The organism is Streptacidiphilus sp. EB103A (assembly GCF_041261405.1).
Classification (GTDB): Bacteria; Actinomycetota; Actinomycetes; order Streptomycetales; family Streptomycetaceae; genus Streptacidiphilus.
In genome coordinates this window covers 136,982-161,155 of sequence record NZ_JBGCAQ010000012.1, presented here as the reverse complement: position 1 = coordinate 161,155, position 24,174 = coordinate 136,982, and the positions used below count along the sequence as shown (strand labels likewise).

General features: G+C 71.9%; 17 protein-coding genes and 1 pseudogene. 2 read left to right on the top strand and 16 right to left on the bottom strand.

Features of this window, described 5'->3' with window-relative positions; translation table 11 throughout:
- Positions 1-214: 214 nt before the first annotated feature.
- From ABH941_RS20950 to ABH941_RS20890, 13 genes and pseudogenes are all read right to left on the bottom strand, one after another.
- A complete protein-coding gene (locus ABH941_RS20950; protein ID WP_370130944.1) occupies positions 215-1,114 on the bottom strand; it encodes a 2-hydroxyacid dehydrogenase in 900 nt (299 codons plus the stop codon).
- 26 nt (positions 1,115-1,140) lie between these two features.
- The gene (locus ABH941_RS20945; RefSeq protein WP_370130943.1) at positions 1,141-4,149 is read right to left on the bottom strand and encodes an AAA family ATPase; all 3,009 of its coding nucleotides are present in this window, start codon (positions 4,147-4,149) and stop codon (positions 1,141-1,143) included.
- A 71-nt stretch (positions 4,150-4,220) separates the two neighbouring features.
- Positions 4,221-7,250, bottom strand: coding sequence for a helix-turn-helix transcriptional regulator (locus ABH941_RS20940; protein WP_370130942.1), 3,030 nt, complete (start codon positions 7,248-7,250; stop codon positions 4,221-4,223).
- Positions 7,251-7,281: 31 nt separating this feature from the next.
- Positions 7,282-7,500, bottom strand: coding sequence for a hypothetical protein (locus ABH941_RS20935; protein ID WP_370130941.1), 219 nt, complete (start codon positions 7,498-7,500; stop codon positions 7,282-7,284).
- A gap of 194 nt (positions 7,501-7,694) precedes the next feature.
- Complete coding sequence (gene gatB, locus ABH941_RS20930) at positions 7,695-9,194, bottom strand: Asp-tRNA(Asn)/Glu-tRNA(Gln) amidotransferase subunit GatB (RefSeq protein ID WP_370130940.1); 1,500 nt, start codon at positions 9,192-9,194, stop codon at positions 7,695-7,697.
- A gap of 38 nt (positions 9,195-9,232) precedes the next feature.
- Positions 9,233-9,508 (bottom strand): hypothetical protein, encoded by a 276-nt coding sequence (locus tag ABH941_RS20925; RefSeq protein WP_370131030.1) that lies wholly within the window; start codon positions 9,506-9,508, stop codon positions 9,233-9,235.
- A 20-nt stretch (positions 9,509-9,528) separates the two neighbouring features.
- Positions 9,529-11,049, bottom strand: a complete 1,521-nt coding sequence (gene gatA / locus ABH941_RS20920) for an Asp-tRNA(Asn)/Glu-tRNA(Gln) amidotransferase subunit GatA (RefSeq protein ID WP_370130939.1) — start codon at positions 11,047-11,049, stop codon at positions 9,529-9,531.
- 7 nt (positions 11,050-11,056) lie between these two features.
- Positions 11,057-11,353: an Asp-tRNA(Asn)/Glu-tRNA(Gln) amidotransferase subunit GatC gene (gene gatC, locus ABH941_RS20915; RefSeq protein ID WP_030262330.1), complete on the bottom strand. Its 297-nt coding sequence runs from the start codon at positions 11,351-11,353 to the stop codon at positions 11,057-11,059.
- A 200-nt stretch (positions 11,354-11,553) separates the two neighbouring features.
- Positions 11,554-13,038 (bottom strand): annotated as a pseudogene (locus ABH941_RS20910) (putative bifunctional diguanylate cyclase/phosphodiesterase); the annotation flags it as partial.
- Between the two features lie 203 nt (positions 13,039-13,241).
- Positions 13,242-15,461 (bottom strand): NAD-dependent DNA ligase LigA, encoded by a 2,220-nt coding sequence (gene ligA, locus ABH941_RS20905; protein WP_370130938.1) that lies wholly within the window; start codon positions 15,459-15,461, stop codon positions 13,242-13,244.
- A 49-nt stretch (positions 15,462-15,510) separates the two neighbouring features.
- Positions 15,511-16,524, bottom strand: coding sequence for a methionine synthase (locus tag ABH941_RS20900; protein ID WP_370130937.1), 1,014 nt, complete (start codon positions 16,522-16,524; stop codon positions 15,511-15,513).
- 68 nt (positions 16,525-16,592) lie between these two features.
- Positions 16,593-17,282: an SDR family oxidoreductase gene (locus tag ABH941_RS20895; protein ID WP_370130936.1), complete on the bottom strand. Its 690-nt coding sequence runs from the start codon at positions 17,280-17,282 to the stop codon at positions 16,593-16,595.
- A gap of 120 nt (positions 17,283-17,402) precedes the next feature.
- Entirely contained in the window at positions 17,403-18,605 is a 1,203-nt protein-coding gene (locus tag ABH941_RS20890; RefSeq protein ID WP_370130935.1) for an RNA-guided endonuclease InsQ/TnpB family protein, read from the bottom strand.
- 29 nt (positions 18,606-18,634) lie between these two features.
- Between ABH941_RS20890 and ABH941_RS20885 the strand changes: the two genes are divergently transcribed.
- Positions 18,635-18,793: an Arc family DNA-binding protein gene (locus ABH941_RS20885; RefSeq protein ID WP_370130934.1), complete on the top strand. Its 159-nt coding sequence runs from the start codon at positions 18,635-18,637 to the stop codon at positions 18,791-18,793.
- Between the two features lie 84 nt (positions 18,794-18,877).
- A complete protein-coding gene (locus ABH941_RS20880) occupies positions 18,878-20,788 on the top strand; it encodes an NAD-binding protein (RefSeq protein ID WP_370130933.1) in 1,911 nt (636 codons plus the stop codon).
- Positions 20,789-20,936: 148 nt separating this feature from the next.
- Here ABH941_RS20880 and ABH941_RS20875 read toward each other — a convergent pair whose 3' ends face one another.
- The 3 genes from ABH941_RS20875 to ABH941_RS20865 all read right to left on the bottom strand — a co-directional run bounded on the left by ABH941_RS20875 (position 20,937) and on the right by ABH941_RS20865 (position 23,976).
- Positions 20,937-21,470, bottom strand: coding sequence for a TIGR00730 family Rossman fold protein (locus ABH941_RS20875; RefSeq protein ID WP_370130932.1), 534 nt, complete (start codon positions 21,468-21,470; stop codon positions 20,937-20,939).
- Positions 21,471-21,502: 32 nt separating this feature from the next.
- The gene (gene mnmA / locus ABH941_RS20870; protein WP_370130931.1) at positions 21,503-22,651 is read right to left on the bottom strand and encodes a tRNA 2-thiouridine(34) synthase MnmA; all 1,149 of its coding nucleotides are present in this window, start codon (positions 22,649-22,651) and stop codon (positions 21,503-21,505) included.
- Positions 22,652-22,734: 83 nt separating this feature from the next.
- Positions 22,735-23,976: a cysteine desulfurase family protein gene (locus ABH941_RS20865; RefSeq protein ID WP_370130930.1), complete on the bottom strand. Its 1,242-nt coding sequence runs from the start codon at positions 23,974-23,976 to the stop codon at positions 22,735-22,737.
- Between the last annotated feature and the right edge of the window lie 198 nt (positions 23,977-24,174).

Below are 24,174 nucleotides of genomic sequence, written 5' to 3'. Positions count from 1 at the left end.
GGGACCTTACACCACTCTCGTCACTCTACGACATCCATACTCAACTCAGAGTAACTGAACGCGTTGGGAAGGCTCTGCGGGATCGGTGGGGACGGCTGGGAACCAGCCGAATGGCCAGGCGTGCGGAGGGTGTTGGGGGCGCAAGGGGGGCGCGGGCGGAGAAATTGCCGCGATGTCAGCACCGTGGATGGTTCTCGCGCAGTTCCTCGCGCCCCTAGCGGCTGAAGGCGGCGAGTTGGGCGTTGAGGAGGCGGAGGGCGCGGGGGAGGAAGGCCGAGCTGGGGCCGCCGACATGGGGGGTGATCAGGGTGTTCGGCGCGTGCCAGAGCGGGTGGTCGGCGGGCAGCGGTTCGGGGTCGGTGACGTCCAGGGCCGCGCTGATGCGGCCGGCCTCCAGTTCCGCGAGCAGGGCCTTGGTGTCGACGACGGCACCGCGCGCGATGTTGACGAGCAGGGCGCCGTCCTTCATCCGGGCCAGGAAGTCGGCGTCGGCGAAGTGCCGGGTCTGCTCGGTCAGCGGGACGAGCAGCACCACCACGTCCGCGGTCGGCAGCAGCGCGGGGAGCTCGTCGAGGCCGTGCACCGGGCCGAGGGGCGCGGAGCGCGCGCTGCGCGCCACCCGTACGATCTCGCACTCGAACGGCAGCAGCCTCGCCTCCAGTGCCGCGCCGATGGAGCCGTAGCCGGCGATCAGCACCGTGCGGTCGGCCAGCGCGGGGCGGAAGCGCTGGTCCCACACCCCGCCGGCCTGGTTCCTGACGAACTGCGGGATGCCGCGCAGCGAGGCCAGCACCAGCGTCACCGCGAGCTCGGCGGTGCTGGCGTCGTGCAGACCGCGGGCGTTCTGCAGGGTCACCCCCTCGGGCAGGTGCGGCAGCACGTCGTCGACGCCGGCCGTGAGGGTCTGCACGGTGCGCAGCGCGGGCAGCCTCGGCAGCAGGGCCACCGCGGCCGCATGCCGCATGTAGGGAAGGCAGTAGAACTCGACGCCGTCGAGCACCCGCTGCTCCGGCGGCGGTCCCCCGCCGTCCCAGACGGCGATCTCGTCGGCGGAGACCCCGGCGGGCAGGGTGCCGAACTGCTCGGGCGGATAGGGCAGGAGGTAACGGGCCATGGTGGCGAGGCTATCGCGGGGCGCCTTCAGCACCCTCCCAGATGGAGCCGGTGGGCCAGGGCGGCGGCTTCGCCGCGGCCGGTCACCTCCAGCTTGGCCAGGATGTTGGAGACATGGACGCTCGCCGTCTTCGGCGAGATGTACAGCTCCTCCGCGATCTGACGGTTGGTCCGCCCCAGCGCCACCAACCGCAGCACCCCCAGCTCACGCGGCGTCAGATGGAAGGCGGCGGCGCCGGATTCGGTGCGGTCCGACGCCGACGGCTGTTCGGTGCGGAGCCCGGCCCGCTGCACCAGCAGCAGTACGGACTGCCGCAGTCCCTGCTCCCCCTGGCGTTCGGCCAGGTCCAGCGCCTCGGCGGCGGCAGCGGCCGCCGGGCCGCGCTCCCCCTCGGCGGCCAGCCGCTCCGCCGCGCGGTGGAGCGCCAGGGCGCGCGGGCCCGGCGATTCGAGCCCGGCGACCGCCTCCGCCGCGGCGAGCCACAGCGCCGCGCCGTCGTTCCGTTCGGCGCGGGCGAGTTCGGCCTCCAGCAGCGGCGCCCACGCGGCCGAGAGCGGATTGACCGTGCTCAGCCCGGTGGCGGCGGCACGGATCCGCCGCAGCGTCGCGGGCCGGTCCTCGGCCGAGCCAGGCAGTTCGTAACCGTCGGCCTCGGCCGCGGCGGCGTGGAACAGCAAGGGCCAGGCGTGCCGCTCGTAGCCCCGGTCCAGACCCTGGTCCAGCACGGCGAGCAGCTCGGCCCTGGCGTCGCCGAACCGGCCCTCCTGGCAGGCGATCCGAACAGCCAGCAGCGCCGCCGGCACGTACTTCTGCGGCTGCCAGTCGGCCCCCAGGGCCCGGGCGGCCTCCAGTTGTGCGGTGGCGTGCGCGGTGTCCCCGCACATCAGTGCCAGATCGCCGCGCAACCGTTCCAGGAAGTCGCGGTGCGCCTCCCGGCCGGAGCCGAAGGGCTCCTCGGCCAGCAGCTTCCCGGCCTCGTCCAGCTGCCCCAGGGACAGCAGGGACTCGGCGAGGTTGCCCAGCATGATGGTGCCGCTGTAGGCCGCCATCCCGTTCATCCGGATCAGGGCCAGACCGGCCCGTGCGGCCTCGACCGATCGGGCGGACCGTCCCTCGGCCTCGTAGTGGTGCGAGAGGTTGATGTAGACCCTGGACCGGAGCTCGATGTCACCGGTGGCCGCGGCCTCCTCGATCAGGCCGGCGACGGCGGCTTCCGCCTGCTCGTGGTCGTCGAAGATCCGGTACAGGCTGCCGAGGGTCAGACGGGCGTGCAGCTCGGTGCTGCGGGCGCCGACGGTCCGGGCCACCTCGGCGGCGCGCCGGGCCATCTCCAGGTCCTCCTGGCGGGCGTCGTCCAGAGTCCCCTCGGTGGCCAGCCGGTTGAGCACGTCCGCGAGCACGGCGGTCGGCGGCCCGTCGCCGACCAGGTGCAGGGCGCGGTCGATGTCCTCGCGCGCGGTCCCGCCGGAGCGGTAGCGGACGGCGCGTCCGCGCTGCATCAGGAACCAGGCGGCACGCTGCGGGTCCTCGGTCTCGTCCACGATCCGCAGGGCCTTCTTGATGAAGCGCAGGCCGCGGTCGTGCTCGCCGCTGTACATGGCCGCGACGGCGGCCTGGGCGAGCACATCGGTCATCCGCAGCCGGCCGCAGTCGTGCTCGGCGCCGGGCGGGCAGGTGCAGACGGGATAGGTCGCGTCGGTCGGCTCGACACCTCGCAGGCCGACGAGGACCTGCTCCGGTACGTCGTCCCACAGGTCCAGGGCCCGTACCAGCATTCTGAGCTGCTCGGCGAAGGCATTGCGGCGGCGGGCCTGCAGCCCCGCCTCCAAGGCGGCGGGCAGGGCCAGCGCCGCGTCGCGGGCGTGGTACCAGTAGTCGGCGAGCCGGGCGGCGCGCTGGTCCGCGGCGACCAGCTCCGGGTGCTCGGCCAGGACACCGGCGTAGCGGCGGTTGATCCGACTGCGCTCCCCCGGCATCAGGTCGTCCGAGACCGCCTCGCGGACCAGGGCGTGGCGGTAGCAGTAGCCGTCCAGGTCGGCGCTGGGCTGGATGATGTTGGCGCCCACGGCGGTGCGCAGCACCTCGGTGAGCTCGTCCTCGGGGTGTCCGGCGACCGCGGCGAGCAGCCGGTGCTCGACCGCCGAGCCGCCCTCGGCCAGGATCCGCAGGATGCCCTGGCTCTCCTCCGGCATAGCCTCGACCCGCACCAGCAGCAGGTCGCGCAGCGAGTCGGTGAGGCCGCGGCCCGCGCCCTGCTGTTCGGAGACGGCGAGCTCCTCCACGAAGAAGGGGTTGCCCTCGGAGCGCTCGTAGACCCACTGGACCAGGTCGTCACCGGGGACCCGGGGGTGCAGGATGCCGGCCAGCTGACGGGCCACCTCGGCCCGGGCCAGCCTGGGCAGTTCGAACCGCTGGACGGTGCGCAGCCGCTCCAGCTCGGCCAGGTAGGGCCGGACCGGGTGGCGGCGGTGCAGGTCGTCGCTGCGGTAGGTGGCGAGCAGGACGACCCTGGCCCCCTGCAGGGTGCGCACCAGATAGGCCAGCAGCTCCCGGGTGGAGCGGTCGGACCAGTGCAGGTCCTCGACGGCCAGGACCAGGGTGCGGTCCTCCGTCAGCCGTTCGAAGAGCCGCGCGGTGTGCTCGAACAGACGGGCGCGGGCGAAGGCGTCATGGGCCTCGGGCGGGGCCTCACCGAAGTCCGGGAGCAGCCGGGCCAGGCTGCTCTCATAGCCCTCGGCGGCGCGGACCAGCTCCTTGCCGAGCTCCCGGTGCAGCCGGCGCAGCATGGTGGCGAACGGCGCGTACGGCAGGCCCTCGGCGCCCATCTCCAGGCAGCCGCCGACGGAGACCACCGCACCGCCGGCCAGCGCCGCCCGCTGGAACTCCTCCAGCAGCCGGGTCTTGCCGACCCCCGCCTCACCGCCGATCAGGACGGCCTGCGGCATCCCGTCCTCGGCCCGGCGCAGCGCGGCGTCCAGCGCCGCGAGTTCCGAGCTCCGACCGATGAACCGGGGGCTTACCGATATCCGCTCCACGGGGCCGAGCATCGCACACGGCGCCGACAGAGCCGCCTGATTTTCCGCGTGCACCGGTACGAAGGGGCTGCTCAGGCGCCGACCGGGACCAGATGGAGCCGGTGCGCCATGGCGGCGGCCTCACCGCGGCCGGTCACCTCCAGCTTGGCCAGGATGTTGGAGACATGGACGCTCGCCGTCTTCGGCGAGATGTACAGCTCCTCCGCGATCCGACGGTTGGACCGCCCCAGCGCCACCAGCCGCAGCACCGCGAGTTCACGCGGCGTCAGATGGAAGGCGGGCAGCTCCGCGGAGGACTCCGGCTCCCCCGGGGCCGGCCCGGCCGCGTGCAGTCCGGCCCGCTCGGCGAGGCGCTGCGCCGCCGCCTGCAGCCGTACGTCGCCGTGCCGGGCGGCCTGCTCCTCGGCCCGGCGCAGCAGGGCGGTCGCCTCGGGCCGCCGCCCCTGCAGGGCCTCGGCCTCGGCGGCCCGCAGCAGCGCCAGGTCCAGCGGATAGGGGAGACCGAGCGGCTCCAGCACCGCGGCCGCGCGCAGATACGGCTCGGTCTGGAAGTCGCCCTCGGCGCGGGCGAGTTCGGCATCCAGCAGCAGCGCGAACCCGTCCGCCAGCGGCCAGCCGCGCAGCAGCCGCGAGGCCGCCGCGCGCACCTGCTCCAGCGCTGCGGGCCGGCCGGCGTCCAGGGCCGGGAGCCCCCGCGAGTCGGCCTCGGAGGCGGTGGCGTGCAGCAGCAGCGGCCAGACATAGCGGGACTTCCCGGAGGGGAAGCCCTCGCCGACGGCGGCCAGCAGCTCGGACCTGACCGCTTCGAAGCGCCCCTCGGCGGCGGCCAGCCGGATGGCCAGCTCGGACACCGGGAGCCAGCTCTGCGCGCGGACGGCGGACGGGTCGGCCTTGGCGTTCAGCAGATGGGTGGTCGCCGCCGGCAGGTCGTCGCGCAGCAGGGCGATCAGGCCGCGGAGCCGGTTGAGGAAGGTGCTCTCGGTCCGGGTGTCCGTCTCGGCGGAGGCGCCTTCGAGCAGTTCCAGGGCCTGGTCCAGCCGTCCGAGCGAGATCAGCGGCTCGGCCCAGTTGCCGCGGAGCACCGGACCCGACGCCCCCAGCAGACCGTTGGCCCTGGCCATCTCGCAGCCCTCGCGAGCCGTCGCCGCGGCCTGCTCCGAGCGGCCGAGCCCCTCGTAGGCGTCCGAGAGGTTGATGTAGGTGCGGGACATCAGGTCCGGTTCGTGCAGGGCGACGGCGCGGCTCAGCACATGGCGAAGCTCGGCCAGGCCCTCGGCCTCACTGCCCAGGATCACCTGGAGCGTACCCAGGGTGATCCGGGCGTGCAGTTCCACCCGCTCGTCCCCGATCTTCCGGGCGATCCCGATGGCGCGCTCGGCCAGGGCGATGTCCTCGGCCTCGGGCCAGTCGACCATGTCACAGGCGGCGAACCGGGCCAAGACCTCCGCCTGCACCGCGCTCGGCGGCCCGTTCTCGACCAGCGTGCGGGCCTTGGCCAGATCGGCACGGCCGCTGTCTTCGGCGTCGCTGAGGAACTGGACCCGGGAGCGCTGGCCCCAGAACCAGGCGGCCCGGGACGGGTCGGTGGTCTCGTCGATATGACGCAGCGCCAGCTTGCAGAGGTTGAGGCAGCGTTCGCGCTCCCCGCAGAGCCGGGCCGCGACGGCTGCCTCGGCGATGACGTCCACATAGCGCAGGCGCTCGCAGCATTCGCCGTTGGGATCCTCGTCGCAACTGCAGGCCGGGTAGGACTCGGCGTAGTCGGCGGGACGCAGGTCGGCGAGGACGTCCTCCGGGACGCGGTCCCACAACTCCAGGGCGCGCTCCAGCATCTGCAGCTGCTCGGAGAAGGCGTTGCGCCGCCGGGCCTCGCGACTGGCGTCCAGGGCGGCAGGCAGGGCGCGGGCCGGATCGCTGGCGCTGTACCAGTAGTTCGCCAGCCTGGTGGTCCGCTCCACGGCCGGCACCAGTTGCGGCTGCTCGCTGAGGATGGTCGCGTAGCGCCGGGTGATCCGGCCGCCCTCGCCGGGCAGCAGATCGTCGGCGACGGCCTCACGGACCAGGGCGTGCCGGAAACGGTAGCCGTCGCCGTTCATGGTGGGGCGCAGGATGTTGGCGTCCACCGCGGTGCGCAGCGCGCCGATCAGCTCGTCCTCGGACAGGGGCAGCACCGCCTGGAGCAGCCCGTACTCCACCGCCGAGCCGCCCAGCGCGAGGGTGCGCAGGATGGACTGCACCGCCTCCGGCAGCGCCTCGACCCGGACCAGCAGCAGATCGCGCAGCGACTCGGTCAGGCCGGTGGAGCAGCCGCCCTGGTAGCTCGCGGCCAGCTCCTCCACAAAGAAGGGGATGCCCTCGGAACGGAGAAAGATCTTGGACACCAGTGCTGCGTCCGGGGCGTCCGCCATGATGCCGAGCAGCTGGTCGGCGACCTCGCTGCGGCCCAGCCGCGGCAGCTCCAGCCGTTGGACCGTGCGCAGCCGCTCCAGCTCGGCCAGGAAGGGGCGCAGCGGATGGCGGCGGTGCAGATCGTCGCTGCGGTAGGTGGCGACGATGACCAGCCGCGAGGCGCGCAGCGAGCGCAGCAGGTAGACCAGCAGCTCCCGGGTGGAGCGGTCGGACCAGTGCAGGTCCTCCAGGGCCAGCACGATGGTGCGGTCCGCCGTCAGCCGCTCGAACAGCTGGGCAGTGTGCTCGAACAGCCGGGCCCTACCGAACTCGTCGTGGGCCTCGGGCACGGCGTGGCCCAGCTCGGGCAGCAGCTGCGCCAGCCGGCCCGCGCTGCCCGCCGCCGCCTGCTCCATCTCGACGCCCAGCTCATGGTGGAGCGCGCGCAGGGCGGCGGCGATCGGTGCGTACGGCAGGCCGTCCGCACCGATCTCCACACAACCGCCGACGGCGGCTACGGCCCCCCGCGCCGTAGCCGCACAGACGAACTCCTCCAGCAACCGGGTCTTGCCGACCCCGGCGTCCCCCGCGATGAGCAGCGCCTGCGGCTGCCCCTCCCCCGCCCGCTTCAGCGCCGCCGAGAGCTCCGCCATCTCGGCGGAACGGCCGACGAACACGGGGCTTACCGATATGCGCTCCACATCAGTGAGCATCGCACACGCCTCCGACAATCCGGGGCGTCACTCAGCAGGCACTGGGGGCTGAGGCCCGCCGCGAGCGGCGGACGCCCCGGAAGCGGAACTGCGATCTCCCTCCCCTCCGGTCCTGGTCCCCGTCACTCTCCGCCGCGGCCTCGGCGGCGCCCCTCTCGGCCTCGACCACCAGGCGGTGCTGCTCGGCCGCGCGGCGCAGCTCGGACTCGCGGATCTTGAAGGACTCGAGGTAGAAGTCGCTGCTGGACATGTGCTGCTCCCCTGGTGAGGTCTGTCGCTGTTTCCTGCTGACCTCAAGATTCCTCTCCCAGGGGGGTGCCGGGCATCGGGAGCCTGCCCGATCTTCCAGCTCAGCGGGGCCTTAGACAGCGCTGAGGCCGTCCTACCCGGAGGGGTGGGACGGCCTCAGAGGGCTGCATCAGGGCCTTAGAGCCTTAGACATGCTCAGACAAGGCGTTCCAGGATGAGCTCCTTGACCCTGGCCGCGTCGGCCTGACCGCGGGTGGCCTTCATGACCGCACCGACCAGCGCTCCGGCCGCGGCGACCTTGCCGTCGCGGATCTTGGCGGCGACATCGGGGTTGGCCGCGATGGCCTCGTCCACGGCCGCGCCCAGCGCCGAGTCGTCGGAGACGACGGCCAGGCCGCGCTTGGCGACGACCTCGTCCGGCCCGCCCTCGCCGTCCAGCACCGCCTCGATGACCTGGCGGGCCAGCTTGTCGTTCAGCGAACCCGCCGCGACCAGCTCGCCCACCCGGGCGACCTGCGCCGGGGTGATCGGCAGAGCGCCGATCTCGGTGCCCGACTCATTGGCGCGACGGGCCAGCTCGCCCATCCACCACTTGCGGGCCTGGTCGGCCGGGGCGCCGGCGGCGATGGTCTCCAGGATCGGCTCGATCGCACCGGCGTTGAGCACCGACTGCATCTCCAGGTCGGAGATGCCCCACTCGCCCTGCAGCCGCTCCCGACGCACCCGGGGCATCTCGGGCAGCGCGGCGCGCAGCTCCTCGACCCACTCGCGCGACGGGGCGACCGGCACCAGGTCGGGCTCGGGGAAGTAGCGGTAGTCCTCGGCGTTGTCCTTGATCCGCCCGGCGGTGGTGCTGCCGTCCTCCTCGTGGAAGTGGCGGGTCTCCTGGACGATGCTGCCGCCGCCGCCCAGCACGGCGGCGTGCCGCTGGATCTCGAAGCGAGCGGCCCGCTCCACACTGCGGAGCGAGTTGACGTTCTTGGTCTCCGAGCGGGTGCCGAACTCCTCGCGCCCGTGCGGCCGCAGCGACAGGTTGACGTCGCAGCGCATCTGGCCCTTGTCCATCCGGGCCTCGGACACGCCCAGCGCCCTGATCACCTCGCGCAGCTCGGCCACATACGCCTTGGCGACCTCGGGTGCGCGGCTGCCCGCGCCCTCGATCGGCTTGGTGACGATCTCGATCAGCGGGATGCCGGCCCGGTTGTAGTCCAGCAGCGAGTGCGAGGCGCCGTGGATGCGGCCGGTGGCACCGCCGATGTGGGAGGACTTGCCGGTGTCCTCCTCCATGTGGGCGCGCTCGATCTGCACCCGGAAGACCTCGCCGTCCTCCAGCGTGACGTCCAGGTAGCCGTTGAAGGCGATCGGCTCGTCGTACTGCGAGGTCTGGAAGTTCTTCGGCATGTCCGGGTAGAAGTAGTTCTTCCGGGCGAAGCGGCACCACTCGGCGATCTCGCAGTTCAGCGCGAGGCCGATCTTGACGGCCGACTCCACGCCGACCGCGTTCACCACGGGCAGCGACCCGGGCAGGCCCAGGCAGGTGGGGCAGACCTGCGAGTTGGGCTCGGCGCCCAGCTCGGTGGAGCAGCCGCAGAACATCTTGGTGGCGGTGCCCAGCTCGACGTGGACCTCAAGGCCCATCACCGGGTCGTACGCCGCCAGCGCCTCGTCGTAGGGCACCAGGTCGATGACGCTCACTGATGCGTCCCCTCTTCGTCACATGTGTTCATGGATGCTCAGCCGAGCAGGATGTCGTCGTCGCCGAGCCTGCGCAGCTCGCGGACCAGCAGCAGGGTGCCGGTGACCAGGGCCAGGGCGGCGACGCCGGCGTTGACCAGCTTGAGGGTGTCGCCCTCCTCGCGAGCCTTGCGGATGTCCTTGACGATGCCGATGGCGCCGAAGGCGCCGCCGCCGATGCCGAGCAGGATGCCGGGCTTGGTGTGCTTGAAGCCTTTGAGCTGCTTGGCCCTGCTCGCAGTGCTGGTGGTGGTCGTGCTGTCCGGCTTCTCGATGGTCTTGCTCGCAGACTTGCTCACAGCGCCGGTGCCTCCTCGAGCAGGGGGTGTCCCCACTGGTTGTTGAGTGCCGCCTCGACCGCCGCGCCGACGCGGTACAGCCGGTCGTCGGCCATGGCGGGAGCGATGATCTGCAGGCCGACCGGGAGATTGTCCTCCGGCGCGAGTCCGCAGGGCACCGACATGGCCGAGTTGCCGGCCAGGTTCGACGGAATGGTGCACAGGTCCGCCAGGTACATCGCCATCGGGTCGTCGGCGCGCTCGCCGATCGGGAAGGCCGTGGTCGGCGTGGTCGGCGAGACCAGCACGTCCACGTCGGCGAAGGAACGGGCGAAGTCCTGGGTGATCAGCGTCCGCACCTTCTGGGCCGAGCCGTAGTAGGCGTCGTAGTAGCCGGAGGAGAGGGCGTAGGTGCCCAGGATGATCCGGCGCTTCACCTCGGGGCCGAAACCGGCCTCGCGGGTCAGCGCGGTGACCTCCTCGGCCGAACGGGTGCCGTCGTCGCCGACCCGCAGCCCGTACCGCATGGCGTCGAAGCGGGCCAGGTTGGAGCTGGCCTCGGACGGCGCGATCAGGTAGTACGCGGGCAGCGCGTAGCTGAAGGACGGGCAGGAGAGCTCGACCACGGTCGCGCCCAGGCCGCGCAGGATCTCCACCGACTCGTGGAACCGCTGCATCACCCCGGCCTGGTAGCCCTCGCCGCCGAACTCCTTGACGACCCCGACCCGGACGCCGCTGAGGTCGCCGGTCGCACCGTGGCGCGCGGCCTCCACCAGCGGCAGCACCGGGGCGTCGATCGAGGTGGAGTCCAGCGGGTCGTGCCCGGCGATGGCCTCGTGCAGCAGGGCCGCGTCCAACACGGTACGGGCGCAGGGGCCGCCCTGGTCCAGCGAGGAGGAGAAGGCGATCAGGCCGTAGCGGGAGACCGTGCCGTAGGTCGGCTTGACGCCGACGGTGCCGGTGACAGCGCCGGGCTGGCGGATCGAGCCGCCGGTGTCGGTGCCGATGGCGAGCGGGGCCTCGTACGCCGCCAGCGCGGCGGCGGAACCGCCGCCGGAACCGCCGGGGATCCGGGAGAGGTCCCAGGGGTTGCCGGTGGGGCCGTAGGCGCTGTTCTCGGTGGAGGACCCCATGGCGAACTCGTCCATGTTGGTCTTGCCGAGGATCACCACCCCGGCGTCCTTGAGGCGGCGGGTCAGCGTCGCGTCGTACGGCGGCACCCAGCCCTCGAGGATCTTCGACCCGGCGGTGGTGGGGACGCCCTTGGTGGTGAACACGTCCTTGAGTGCGAGCGGGACGCCGGCCAGCGGGCCCAGCTCCTCGCCGGCGGCGCGCTTGGCGTCCACGGCGCGGGCGGCGCTGAGCGCGCCCTCGGTGTCCACGTGCAGGAAGGCGTGCACCTTCTCGTCGACGGCGCCGATGCGGTCCAGGTGCGCCTGGGCCACCTCGACGGCGGAGACCTCGCCTGCGGCGATGGCCGCGGCGGTCTCGGCTGCGGTCCTGCGAATGATTTCAGAAGCGTGGATCAGGTCGGTCATGGGTTGATCAGTCCTCCCCGAGGATCTGCGGCACGCGGAAGCGCTGCTCCTCCGCGGCGGGCGCACCGGCGAGTGCCTCGGCGGGCGTGAGGGACGGGCGGACCACATCCGGGCGCATGACATTGGTCAGCGGCAGCGGGTGCGAGGTCGGCGGTACGTCTTCGGCGGCGATCTCGCTGACGCGGGCGACCGCGTCGACGATGTCGTTGAGCTGCTCGGCGAAGTGGTCCAGCTCTTCGGCCTTGAGCTCCAGCCGCGACAGCCGGGCGAGGTGGGCGACCTCCTCGCGCGTAATGCCAGGCATGCAGCAGTCCCCTTCGGGGTGGGATCAGGTTTTCCGGGCCCCAGTCTATTGACAGCGGGGCAGGGCCCCATCCTACGGAGCCCTGCGATGCCGCCGCACCGCCGTATTTGTTTGGGGGCGCGGGGAACTGCGCGACCAGCCCCTTACCGAGGTGCATGGTTGGCAGCGCAGTTCCTCGCGCCCCTGAGGTCGTGCCTGGCTCAGGTGGGTTCGACGGGCTGCGGCGATGCCGCGTTGCGGATGCGGAGCCAAGCTGTCGCCTGGTCCGCAGGGAGGGCCGCGGAGACCAGCCAGCCCTGGACCGCGTCGCACCCCATCGCGTGCAGCCGCTCCCAGGTCTCGTCGTCCTCGACGCCCTCGGCGACCACGGTCAGCCCGAGCGAGTGCGCCAGCTGCACCGAGCAGCGAACCACGGCCGCGTCGTGGTGGTCCGCCACCATCCTGCTGACGAAGGACCGGTCGATCTTCAGCTCACCGACGGGCAGCTTCCGCAGCCGCACCAGCGAGGAGTACCCGGTGCCGAAGTCGTCCAGGGACATGCCGACCCCGTGGCCGCGCAGTTCCTCCAGGGTGTCGGCGGCCAGCTGCCCGTCCTCCAGCAGCAGCCGCTCGGTGATCTCCAGCTGCAGGGCCCCGGCCGGGACCCCGTGCCGGGCCAGCCGGTCCGCGATGGACTGGGCGAAGCCCGGCCGCAGGACGTCCCGCGGCGAGACATTGACGGCGACCTGGACGGTCATCCCCTCGGCGCGCCAGGCGGCCAGCTGGGTGACCGCCGCCTCCAGGACGTAGTCGGTGAGCTTCGGCATCAGCCCGCTGGACTCGGCGAGGCCGACGAACTCGTCCGGGCTGACCGGGCCGTGCCCGTCCCGGTCCCAGCGGACCAGGGCCTCCAGACCGACCACATGCCCGTCGAAGGCGACCTTGGGCTGGTAGTGGATGTGCACGTCGCGGGTGTCCAGCGCCCGGCGCAGGTCGCCGAGCAGACCGAGCCGCTGGGGCGTGTCGGCGTCCTGCTCGGGGTGGTAGCGCTCGACCCCGCTGCGGCTGCGCTGGGCGTGCGCCATCGCCACATCGGCGCGACGGAGCAGGGATTCGGCGTCGTCGGCGTCGTCCGGCATGACCGCCACGCCCGCGCTGGACTCCAGGACGAGCTGGAGCCCGTCCAGATGCACCGGCACAGCGAGGGCCGTGACCAGCTCGCGCGCGGAGCGCAGCGGGTCGTCGCCGCCGTCGGGCAGCAGCACCGCGAACTCGTCCCCGCTGAGCCTGGCGACCAGGCCGTCGGCCGGGACGGAGCAGCGCAACAGCTCGCCCACCTGCACCAGCAGCCGGTCCCCCGCGGCGTGGCCGAGGGTGTCGTTGAGCGACCGGAACCGGTCCAGGTCGAGCAGCACCAGGGTCGGCTTGCGCTCGCCGTCCGCACGGGCGATGGCCTCGCGGGCGGCGCGCAGCAGGGCGTCGCGGTTGGCGAGACCGGTCAGCGGATCGGTGGCCAGGTCGTGCGCGCGCTCGCTGGCGATCCGCCAGGCCGCGTAGAGCACCGCCAGCGGGACCGCGAACAACGGAAGGAGTTGCGGTGCGTGATGAGAGGTGATCAGCGCCAGTGGCAGCAACGGCGCCGCACCCACCGCCAGCGTTCCGACCAAAACCGCAAGTCTGACCAGAAGCCCGGCGCGGCCGAACCTCGACGTGCGCTCCATAGATGTTCCTCTGGATTCCCCGTTCGCCCGCTGAGGGAGCGGGTTGTGTTCAAGGGTAAAGCCGGGACTCATGGAGGGGCAGGGGAATTGGACAGGCCGTGACCGACTGGTGTCGTTACCGGCCGGTCGGCTCCGCGATATGCACCGCCTGACCGAAATGCCTTTGCGTTAAGTAACTTGACGAGGCATTAGTCAGCCTCGGACGGTTCGTCACCCGCTACCGGGAGTGCACGCTCACGCGCCGCCTCCGGCCCCTCGGCGAGGAGTACGGCGAAGCCGTCGTCGTCCAGGACGGCCAGCTTCAACTGCATCGCCTTGTCGAACTTCGACCCCGGGTTGTCGCCGACGACCACGAAGTCGGTCTTCTTCGAGACCGAGCCGGTGACCTTGGCTCCGAGCTGCTGCAGTGCGTCCTTGGCGCCGTCGCGGGTGTGCGAGGCGAGGGTGCCGGTGACCACGACGGTCAGCCCCTCCAGCGGACGCGGACCCTCGTCCTCCCCGCCGCCCTCCTCCACGAAACGGACGCCGGCGGCGCGCCACTTCTCGATGATCTCCCGGTGCCAGTCCTCGGCGAACCACTGCGTGATGGCGGCGGCGATGGTCGGCCCGACGCCCTCGGTGGCGGCCAGCTCCTCCTCGCTGGCCGCGGCGATCCGGTCCAGGTCACGGAACTCCCGGGCCAGCGCCTGGGCGGCGACCGGGCCGACATGACGGATCGACAGGCCGGCCAGGATGCGGGCCAGCGGACGCTGCTTGGCGGCTTCCAGATTCTCCAGCAGCGCGGTCGCGGTCTTCTTGGGCTCGCCCTTCAGATTGGCGAAGAAGGTGACCACCTTCTCCTCGCCCGTCTTGGGGTCCCGTTTGGGCAGGCCGGTGTCCTGGTCGCGGACGACGGCCTTGATGGGCAGCAACTGCTCGATCGTCAGGTCGAACAGGTCGCCCTCGTTCAGCAGCGGTGGTTCGGACGGCTCCAGCGGCTGGGTGAGCGCGGTCGCGGCGACATAGCCCAACGCCTCGACGTCCAGGCACTTGCGCCCGGCCAGGTAGAAGACCCGCTCGCGCAGCTGGGCCGGGCAGGTCCGGGCGTTGGGGCAGCGCAGGTCGATGTCGCCCTCGGCCATCGGCCGCAACTCGCTGCCGCAGTCCGGACAGTTGGCCGGCATGACGAACTCCCGCTCGCTGCCGTCCCGCAGCTCCACCACCGGACCGAGCACCTCGGGGATGATCTCCCCGGCCTTGCGCAGCACCACGGTGTCGCCGATGAGCACGCCCTTGGCCTTGACCACGTCCTGGTTGTGCAGGGTCGCGTACTCGACCACCGAGCCCGCGACCTGGACCGGCTCCATCACGGCATAGGGGGTGCAGCGGCCGGTACGGCCGACATTCACCCGGATGTCGAGGAGCTTGGTGTTGACCTCCTCCGGCGGGTACTTCCAGGCGATGGCCCAGCGCGGCGCGCGCGAGGTCGCGCCCAGGCGACCCTGCAGCGGGATCTCGTCCACCTTGACCACGACGCCGTCGATCTCGTGCTCGACCGAGTGCCGCTGCTCGCCGTAGCGGGCGATGAACTCCTTGACCTCCGCGAGCGAGCCCACCACGGCGTTGTGCCTGGCCGTCGGCAGGCCCCAGGCGCGGAGCAGGTCGTAGGCGTGCGACTGGCAGTCGATGTCGAAGCCCCGACGCGCCCCGATGCCGTGCACGATCATGTGCAGCGGCCGGGAGGCGGTGATCCTGGGATCCTTCTGCCGCAGTGAACCCGAGGCGGAGTTACGGGGATTGGCGTACGGGGCCTCACCCGCGGCCACCCGGGCGGCGTTGAGCTCGGCGAACGCCTCGATCGGGAAGTAGATCTCGCCGCGGATCTCGACGAGTTCGGGCACCTGGTGGCCGCCGTCGTCCCGGAGCTGGTGCGGGATCTCGGCGATGGTGCGGACATTGGCGGTGATGTCCTCGCCGGTGCGGCCGTCCCCCCGGGTCGCGGCCCGGACCAGCCGGCCGTTCTCGTAGGTGAGGTTGACGGCCAGGCCGTCGATCTTCAGCTCGCAGAGGAAGTGGTAGCTCTGACCGGTCAGCTCCTTCTCGACCCGGTCGGCCCAGGAGTCCAGCTCCTCCTCGGTGAAGGCGTTGTCCAGGCTGAGCAGACGCTCCAGGTGCTCCACCGAGGCGAAGTCGTTGGAGTAGGCGCCGCCGACCTTCTGGGTCGGCGAGTCGGGGGTGCGCAGCTCCGGGTGGCGCTCCTCCAGCGCCTCCAGCTCCCGCATCAGCACGTCGAACTCGGCGTCGCTGACGGTGGGGGCGTCCTGCAGGTAGTAACGGAAGCGGTGCTCCTCGATCTCCTGCGACAGCTCCGCGTGCCGGGACCGCTCCTCGGCCGTGGCCTCTTCTGCCGACACCGTGTGCTCCTCCATCGACGACCCCCCTCGTGGCGTACCTGCTGCGACCCTGACTGCTCCGGCACTACTCCGGATTGTCGGTCAGGCTCTGAGCGGCGATCACGCTGTGTGACAGTGCGCGCCGCGCATAGGCCGGGGAGGCCCCCGCCAGACCGCAGGTGGGGGTCACCACGACGCGTTGGGCCAGCAGCGCCGGGTCGAGACCCAGGCGTCGCCACAACGTCCTGACACCGCTCACACTATCGGCAGGGTCTGACAATCCTGGTCCGACGCTTGGCACGACACCGGCGAACAGCAGCGTGCCTCCCTCGACCGCCTCGCCGATCTCATCGTCGTCACGCTCCGTCAGCAACGCCATGTCCAGCGAGACCGCCGAGGCCCCCGCCCGGCGCAGCAGGGCCAGTGGCACGCCGGGCGCGCAGCAGTGCACCACCACCGGCAGGTCCACCGCGCCGACGAGGGTGCGCAGCGTCTCCTCGGCGACCTGGCGGTCCACCGCACGCAGCCGCTGCCAGCCGCTGGCGGTCGGCACCTGCCCGGCGAGCACCGCCGGGAGCGAGGGCTCGTCCAGCTGCAGGACGAGCTGCGCGCCCGGGATGCGCTTGCGGACGTCCTCCAGATGCAGCCGCAGGCCCTCCGCCAGCGAGCCGACGATGTCGCGCACCGCGCCCGCGTCGGCCAGGGCCTTCTCACCGCGGTGCAGTTCGACGCTCGCGGCAAGCGTCCACGGGCCGACGGCCTGGAGCTTCAGCGGGCCGGTCCAGCCCTGGGTGTGCTCCTCCAGGGCGTCCAGATCCTCGCCCAGCCAGGAGCGGGCCCGACGGGTGTCCCGCCCCGGGTGGTCGCCGAAGCGCCAGCCGCTGGGCTCGACCCGGGCGAACAGCTCGACCAGCAGCCCGAGGCTGCGACCGACCATGTCGGCGCCGGGCCCTCGGGCGGGCAGCTCGGGCAGGTGCGGCAGTGCCTCCAGCGACCCGGTGACGGTCTTCGCGGCCTCCCGCGCGTCCGTCCCCGGCATCGAGCCGACACCCGTCGCTCCAGGACCGGTCAACTGCGGAAACGTACTATCAGCGCTCACTCGGGCAGCGTACGGGAGTCCGGGGTGTTTGACGGCGTGGCGTCCGCGACAATGCGCGCCCGCCGCCGCTACCGCCCCGGACGCACCGTCAGGTCGGTGATCTCCGCGTCGCGCGGCAGGTCGACGGCGGTGAGGACGGCGGTCGCGACCGACTCGGGGGTGATCCAGGAGGCGGCGTCGTAGGCTTTGCCCTCCTGGGCGTGGACCCGCTCCTGCATGGGCGTCGCGGTGCGGCCCGGGTAGACGGTGGTGACCCGAACGCCGTTGGCGTGCTCCTCGGCGCGCAGCGAGTCGGCGACGGCCTTGAGCCCGAACTTGGAGGCCGCGTACACCCCCCACTCGGCGTGGGCGCGGAGCCCGGATCCGGAGTTGACGAAGACCACCTGCCCCTTGGAGACCCGCAGCGTCGGCAGGAACAGCCGGGTCAGCTCCGCCGGAGCGACCAGGTTCACGGCGAGGGTGTGGTTCCAGACCTTGGTGCCCAGGTCGCCGATGCCGCCCAGGTCGACCACGCCCGCGATGTGCAGCAGCGAGTCCAGCCGTACCGGCTGCTCCTGCTGGCCCAGCGCCCAGGACAGCCGGTCGGGCGTGGCCAGGTCTCCGATCAGCGTGCGGCTGCCGGGGAACTGCTTCCGCAGCACCGCCGCGCGGTTGGCGTCGCGGGCCAGCAGCCACAGCTCGTCGCCGCGCTCCGCCAGCCGTGCGGCGACAGCTGCGCCGATCCCGGAGCCCGCGCCGGTGATCAGATGGATAGCCATGTGTTCATTCGTATCACGCCCGATGGCACCGGCCATCCGTCACCATGGGTGTGGAGAGGATCTAGGGGGGCGTGGCGGTACTTGACATCCTCCCCCTCGTGGACGAGGGGGATTCCTGCCTCACGCTGCCTGGCGGTCCAACGGACTGTCAGGTCTTCCACGATCATCGGCAGCCGGGATGAGACCAGCCCGGACCAGCATCACACGCGCAGAGTTCTTGTCCCTAGGGGACACCGCTCCGCACGCCGTGCAGGCGTAGGTACGTTCAGAAAGGGGAAGTGCGTGCTTGGTTCTCGCTCCGCACTGCGCGCAATCCATGGTGGTGTGGGCCGGGTGGACCAGGCGCACGTCCCGCCCGTGCTTGCGGCCCATCTCGATCAGTGCCGCCTTCGTTGCACCGATCGCGGCATCGGCGGCTTTGCGGGCCATCGTCGACTTGGCGAGGAACTTCGGCTTGAAGTCCTCAACAGCCAGGGCGTCATGGTCGCAGACCACAGACTTGGCCCACTTGCGTGCGGTGTCCTGACGCTGCCTGGCAACTTTCTTATGGAGCTTAGCGGACTGCTTCTTCGCCTCGCGGTAGCCCTTCGATGCGGAGATACCCTTCGCGGGCTTGCGGCGGGCCATCATCCGCTGATAGCGGGCGAGTTTCGCGGCAGCGGTCCTACCGTGCTGGGCGTGCGGCAGGTCATGAGCGTCACTGGTGGTGGTAGCGGTCTCCTTCACGCCCCAGTCGATGCCGATGACACGGCCCGTGGCAAGAAGCGGCTCGACTTCGGTGGCGATGACGAACGAGGCGTACCAGTGGCCCACGCTGTCTTGATAGACGCGGACGGAGGTGGGGTCCGTGGGCAGGTTGCGAGACCACACAACCGTCAGGACAGTTCCGCCCGCCAGGTGCAGGCGACCGTCTTTGATCCGGAAGCCGCGCCGGGTGTAGCTGAGGGTGGGAAGTGCTTCGCGCTTCTTCTTCGGTCCGGGCATCCCCGCGCGGCGATTGATCGGCAGCCTGTCCTTGATGTCCTTCAGGGCCTTGGCGCGGGACTTGGCGAAGTCCCGGATCAGCTGCTGCTGCGGAACGCTGGAGCCCTCGCGCAGCCACGCCATGACGGTGCGGGCCTCGGTCAACATCTTGTCCAGCCGCGCCGGGCCGCACGGCTCCGCGTCGGCGTGCGCCTTCTTCGATCGGGCGACGCATTCGTTCCACAGCCAACGACAGCGTGCCCATTCGGCGAGCAGCGACGTACGGGCGGTCGAGGACACGCGCAGACGGTAGGTGTACCGGGCATGCCCGGCCTCCTGCGCCCCGTGTGGTGTCGTCATGATGTCACTCTAGTGGCTAGCCTGGGTGGATGGATGATGAAAAGCGCATCACGCTACGGCTTCCCCAAGACCTCCACGCATGGCTGGCACGGCAAGCCAAGACCTCGCGAAGGTCCCTCAACTCCGAGATCGTGCACCGCCTGGAGGTCGGACGCGGGACCACCGTGGCCGACGACGAAACACCTTGACCACGATTCCTCTATCCCTGTCCTGCTCCGCAGGAGTCCGATTCCTCCCCGGCCTGAACGCCGGGGCACCCCCGGAGATATCTCGTGACCGAGACGGCAACAGCGGCCGAACCCAGCCCCGGGCACATGATCGTCTGCGGCGGTGACGCGCTGACGCACCGTCTGGCGCTGGATCTGATCCACCTCTACCGCGAACGGGTCACCCTGATCATCCCCGACCTGGACGTCGGCCACGGCCCGCAACTGGCCGCCCTGGCCACCGAGGACGGCGCGGTCACGGTGATCAGCGGACGCGGTCCGGACGAGACCACGCTGCTCGCCGCCGGGATCACCGGGGCGACCGCCCTCGCCCTCACCATGGAGGACGATCCGGCCGTCACCGAGGCGGCGCTGCTGGCCCGCGGACTCAATCCGCGGCTGCGGCTGGTGATCCGGATCTTCAGCAACGCCCTCGGCCAGCGGCTGGAACACCTGCTGGACCGGGCCGCCGAGCACTCCGGCGGCTCGACCGCGGTGCTGTCGGCCTCGGAGACGGCCACCCCTGCCCTGGTCTCGGCGGCCGTCACCGACCGCAACCAGGTCATCCCGATCAACGGCGGGACCTTCTCCGTGGTCGAGCAGGCCCTCGGGGAGGACGCCGACGACAGCACCGTCCCGCTCGCGCTGCTCGCCCCGCGCACCGACGACCTGATCAGCTCCGGCGACAACCCGCTGCATGTGCTGCTGCCCTCCCCCGAGCAGACCGCCGCCGCCACCCCGGGCACCGTCCGGTCCGTCGTACGGCTGCGGCACGACTCCAACCCGCCCGACGAACCGGGACGGCGCGGCCTGCCGCGCTTCCCGCTCGGGGCGCTGATCTCGCGGCGGCTGCGCCGGGCCGCCCTGGGCCTCGGCGCCTTCGTGGCGGTGCTGACCGTGGTGACCTGGCTGACCACCCCGCGGTCGATCGGACAGTCGCTCTACGACGTGCTGATGGACGTCGCCGCCGCCGGCAACCCCGCCGACAGCGAGTCGACGATCCGGAAGGTGCTGCAACTGCTCTCGATGTTCACCGGGATGCTGATCATGCCGTTGGTGCTGGCCGTGATCCTGGAGAATCTGGGGGCGCTGCGCAATGTCAGCGGCCTGGACCGGCCCAAGCGCAGCCTGGCCGACCACATCGTGGTCATCGGTCTGGGCAAGGTGGGCAGCCGGGTGGTGGAGCGGCTGGCGGTGATGCGGGTGCCGGTGGTGGCCGTGGAACGGAACCCGGAGGCCGCCGGGGTGGCCAGGGCCAGGAAACTCGGGGTGCCGGTGGTGATCGGAGACATCTCCGACCCGGAGATCTACCGCGACGCCAGGGTCAGCCGCAGTCAGACCCTGATGGCGCTGACCAGCAATGACAGCGTCAACCTGGAGGCGGTGCTCTACGCCCGCGAACAGCAGCCCGAGCTCCGGGTGGTGCTGCGGCTGTTCGACGACGCCTTCGCGGGGACCGTCTACCGCACCCTCCGGGCCTCCTATCCACAGGCCCGCACCCGGAGCCGCAGCGTCTCCTATCTGGCGGCGCCGGCCTTCGCGGCCGCCATGATGGGCCGTCAGGTGCTTGCTTCGATCCCGGTGGAGCGGCAGCTGCTGCTGGTCGCCACGGTGGGGGTGCGCGGACGGGAGGCGCTGTCCGGACGGACCGTCGCCGAGGCCTTCCGCCCGGGCGGCTGGCGGGTGGTCGGCCTGCAGCGGTCCGGCCGGGACCTGCGCTGGAACCCGGCGCCGGAGCGGCCGCTCGCGGACGACGACCGGGTGGTGGTGGTCGCCACCCGCGAGGGCCTCGGCCTGCTGCTGCGGCGCACCGCCGCGGCGGCGGTCATCGACGAGGACGCGCCGACTCCTGCAGCGGCGGCCCACCCCCACCTGCCGGGCCAGCGTTTCCGCCGCCGCCCCGACGACACCGGACCACTGCCCCGCCTGCCGCGCGCCCAGCCGGACGCGCCGTACCCGGGGCAGGACGAGCAGTGATTTTCGGCTGCGGACCGTAGCTGGCTTGTCGCGCAGTTCCCCGCGCCCCTATGGGGCTGCAACTGACCCGCTGCGAGTAAGTTGCACTTCCCTGGGGGTGCGGGGAACTGCGCGCCCAGCCGTCTACGGTCTGCAGCCGAAAGACGCCCTACGGCGTCGCCTGCTCCAACAGCGCCAGCGCCCCCGCGCCGTCGGAGGCGAAGCGGACCAAAGAGTCCAGCGGCCGTGGCAGGAACCCCTCCGCCTCCATCCGGGCCAGCTGGATCCGTAGTCCCTCGTAGAAGCCCTCGGTGTCCAGAAGTACCACCGGCTTGATGTGCAGGCCGTGCTTCTTGAGCTCCACCACCTCGGTGACCTCGTCCAGCGTCCCCAGCCCGCCGACCAGGACCACGATCGCGTCGGCCCGCGCCAGCAGGACGGCCTTGCGCTCGGCCAGGTCCGCGGTCATGACCATCTCGTCCGCGCCCTGGTAGGTCTTGTGGGACAGCAGACCGACGTTGACGCCGACCAGTCGGCCGCCGGCCGCCCTGACCTCGTCGGCGACGACGCCCATCAGCCCGGCGTTGGAGCCGCCCCAGACCAGGGTGTGCCCGTGCTCGCCGAGCAGCCGGGCGAACTCCCGGACGGGCTTGGTGTAGCGCTCGTCCAGCGCGTAGGCGGAGCAGAAGACGGTGACGTTCATGGAGTCCCCCCAGATCGGTCCAGATCGGTGAATCAGCCGGCCAGCGCGGCCCGCTCGGTCGTGGCGATCGTCGCCGACCCCACCACGCGGGTGCCGTCGTACAGCACCACGGCCTGGCCCGGCGCGATCCCGCGCTGCGGCTCGGCCAGGGCGACCCGGAGCTCGGAGCCGTCCGCGTCCAGCTCGGCGGTGGCGGCCACCGGCTCGCCGTGGGCGCGCAGCTGGACCGTGTACGCCCCCGGGGCGAAGTCCGCGGTACCGCACCAGCGCGGCCTGATGCCGGTGAGAGCGGCGACGTCCAGAGCCTCGACCGGTCCCACCGTCACCCGGTTGTCGACCGGGGAGATGTCCAGGACGTAGCGGGGCTTGCCGTCGGCGGCCGGGTGTCCGATCTTCAGGCCCTTGCGCTGGCCGATGGTGAAGCCGTAGGCGCCGCTGTGCTCCCCCAGCCGGGTGCCGTCGACGTCGACGATCTCGCCGGGGGCGGTGCCGAGCCGCCGCTCCAGGAAGCCCTGGGTGTCGCCGTCGGCGATGAAGCAGATGTCGTGGCTGTCCGGCTTCCTGGCCACTGCCAGGCCGCGGCGCTCGGCCTCGGCGCGGACCAGCTCCTTGGGGGTGTCCCCGAGCGGGAACATCGCGTGCGCCAGCTGCTCGGCGTCGAGCACGCCGAGGACGTACGACTGGTCCTTGCCCGGGTCGACCGCCCGGTGCAGCTCGCGGACGCCGTCCTCGGTCGTGACGATCTGCGCGTAGTGGCCGGTCACCACGGCGTCAAACCCCAGCGCGACGGCCTTGTCCAGCAGCGCCGCGAACTTGATCTTCTCATTGCAGCGCAGGCAGGGGTTGGGGGTGCGCCCGGCGGCGTACTCGGCGACGAAGTCGTCGATGACGTCCTCGCGGAAACGCTCGGCCAGGTCCCAGACGTAGAAGGGGATGCCGATCACGTCGGCGGCCCGGCGGGCGTCGCGCGAGTCCTCCAGAGTGCAGCAGCCACGGGCGCCGGTGCGAAAGGACTGCGGGTTGCTGGAGAGCGCCAGGTGCACCCCGGTCACCTCGTGCCCGGCTTCGGCCGCGCGCGCGGCGGCGACGGCGGAGTCCACGCCGCCGGACATCGCGGCCAGGACGCGGAGCTTTCCGGGGGCGGAGGGGGAGCCGTCTGGGGCGCCGGGGAAGTCACTCATGATGGAACCAGGGTACGTGGCCGCTCCAGCGGTTTGTTGCGGCCCGGCACGGATCGGCGCGCAGCAGGGCGGATCGGCCCGGATCAGGGACGCCGCGCTGCCGCTCCGGCCATCCGGGCCCGCTCCACCACCGGGCCGATGGCCTCCGCCAGGGCGGTCACATCCGCCCGGGTCGAGGTGTGGCCGAGGGAGAACCGCAGTGAGGCCCGGGCCAGGGCCGGTTCGACGCCCATGGCCAGCAGCACATGGCTGGGCTGGGGAACGCCGGCCGAGCAGGCGGAGCCGGTGGAGCACTCAATGCCACGGGCGTCGAGCAGCATCAGCAGGGCGTCGCCCTCGCAGCCGGGGAAGGAGAAGTGCGCGCTGGCCGACAGCCGACCGGTCGCATCGACACCGCCCTCCGCGCCGCAACCTCCCTCAGCGCCACCGTCCGCTGCGGCCATGTGCCCGGGGTCGCCGTTGAGGACCGCGTCGGGGACCGCCTTCTGCACGGCCAGCACCAGCTCGTCGCGGAGCAGCGCCAGCTCGCGCGCGTGCCGCGGCTGCCGCTCGGCGGCGATGGCCGCAGCCGCCGCGAAGCCGGCCGCGGCCGGGACGTCCAGGGTGCCGGAGCGGACGTCCCGCTCCTGGCCGCCGCCGTGCAGCAGCGGGACCGGGGTGGCCGAACGGGCCAGCAGCAGCGCGCCGACCCCGTACGGGCCGCCGATCTTGTGGCCGGTGACGGTGAGCGCGTCCAACCCGGAGTCGGCGAAGGACAGCGGGACCTGGCCGAAGGCCTGGACCGCGTCGGCATGCATGGGGATGCCGAACTCACGTGCGATGGCTGCGAGTTCGGCGATCGGCTGGATGGTGCCGACCTCGTTGTTGGCCCACATCACGGTGATCACCGCGACATCGGACGGATCGCGCTGCACGGCCTCGCGCAGCGCCTCCGGGTGGACCCGGCCGAGCGCGTCCACCGGCAGCCAGTCGACCCGCGCACCCTCGTGCCGCTCCAGCCACTCCACCGCGTCCAGCACCGCATGGTGCTCGACCGGGCTGCAGAGGATCCGGACCCGGTTCGGGTCGGCGTCGCGACGGGACCAGTAGAGGCCCTTCACGGCGAGGTTGTCCGACTCGGTTCCGCCACCGGTGAGGACGACCTCGCTGGGGCGGGCGCCGAGGGCCTGGGCAAGGGTCTCGCGGGACTCCTCGACGACGCGGCGGGCCCGGCGGCCGGCAGCGTGCAGGGAGGAGGCGTTGCCGGTGCTGCCGAGGTGGGCGGTCATGGCGCTGACCGCTTCGGGGAGCATCGGGGTGGTCGCGGCATGGTCGAGATAGGGCATGGCGGGACCAAGTGTAGAGGCTGGGGGCTGCCGCGAATGCCGTCCGTACCGACTGTGAGCGTTCACAGCTCAGAATCACACAGCAGAGCCGCATACCCGGGACAGGTGTTCACTCTTGTCCCGGTATACGTCCGAAATCCAAACAGGTTCCAACAACTTTCCCCTTGCCAGGACCAGGAGGGCATCCACTACGGTGTG

Coding starts and splice junctions, on each gene's coding strand:
- ABH941_RS20950 (WP_370130944.1), bottom strand. CDS start 1,114: ATGGCCCGTTACCTCCTGCCCTATCCGCCCGAGCAGTTCGGCACCCTG.
- ABH941_RS20940 (WP_370130942.1), bottom strand. CDS start 7,250: ATGCTCACTGATGTGGAGCGCATATCGGTAAGCCCCGTGTTCGTCGGC.
- ABH941_RS20935 (WP_370130941.1), bottom strand. CDS start 7,500: ATGTCCAGCAGCGACTTCTACCTCGAGTCCTTCAAGATCCGCGAGTCC.
- gatA (WP_370130939.1), bottom strand. CDS start 11,049: ATGACCGACCTGATCCACGCTTCTGAAATCATTCGCAGGACCGCAGCC.
- gatC (WP_030262330.1), bottom strand. CDS start 11,353: ATGCCTGGCATTACGCGCGAGGAGGTCGCCCACCTCGCCCGGCTGTCG.
- ligA (WP_370130938.1), bottom strand. CDS start 15,461: ATGGAGGAGCACACGGTGTCGGCAGAAGAGGCCACGGCCGAGGAGCGG.
- ABH941_RS20895 (WP_370130936.1), bottom strand. CDS start 17,282: ATGGCTATCCATCTGATCACCGGCGCGGGCTCCGGGATCGGCGCAGCT.
- ABH941_RS20890 (WP_370130935.1), bottom strand. CDS start 18,605: ATGACGACACCACACGGGGCGCAGGAGGCCGGGCATGCCCGGTACACC.
- ABH941_RS20885 (WP_370130934.1), top strand. CDS start 18,635: ATGGATGATGAAAAGCGCATCACGCTACGGCTTCCCCAAGACCTCCAC.
- ABH941_RS20875 (WP_370130932.1), bottom strand. CDS start 21,470: ATGAACGTCACCGTCTTCTGCTCCGCCTACGCGCTGGACGAGCGCTAC.
- mnmA (WP_370130931.1), bottom strand. CDS start 22,651: ATGAGTGACTTCCCCGGCGCCCCAGACGGCTCCCCCTCCGCCCCCGGA.
- ABH941_RS20865 (WP_370130930.1), bottom strand. CDS start 23,976: ATGCCCTATCTCGACCATGCCGCGACCACCCCGATGCTCCCCGAAGCG.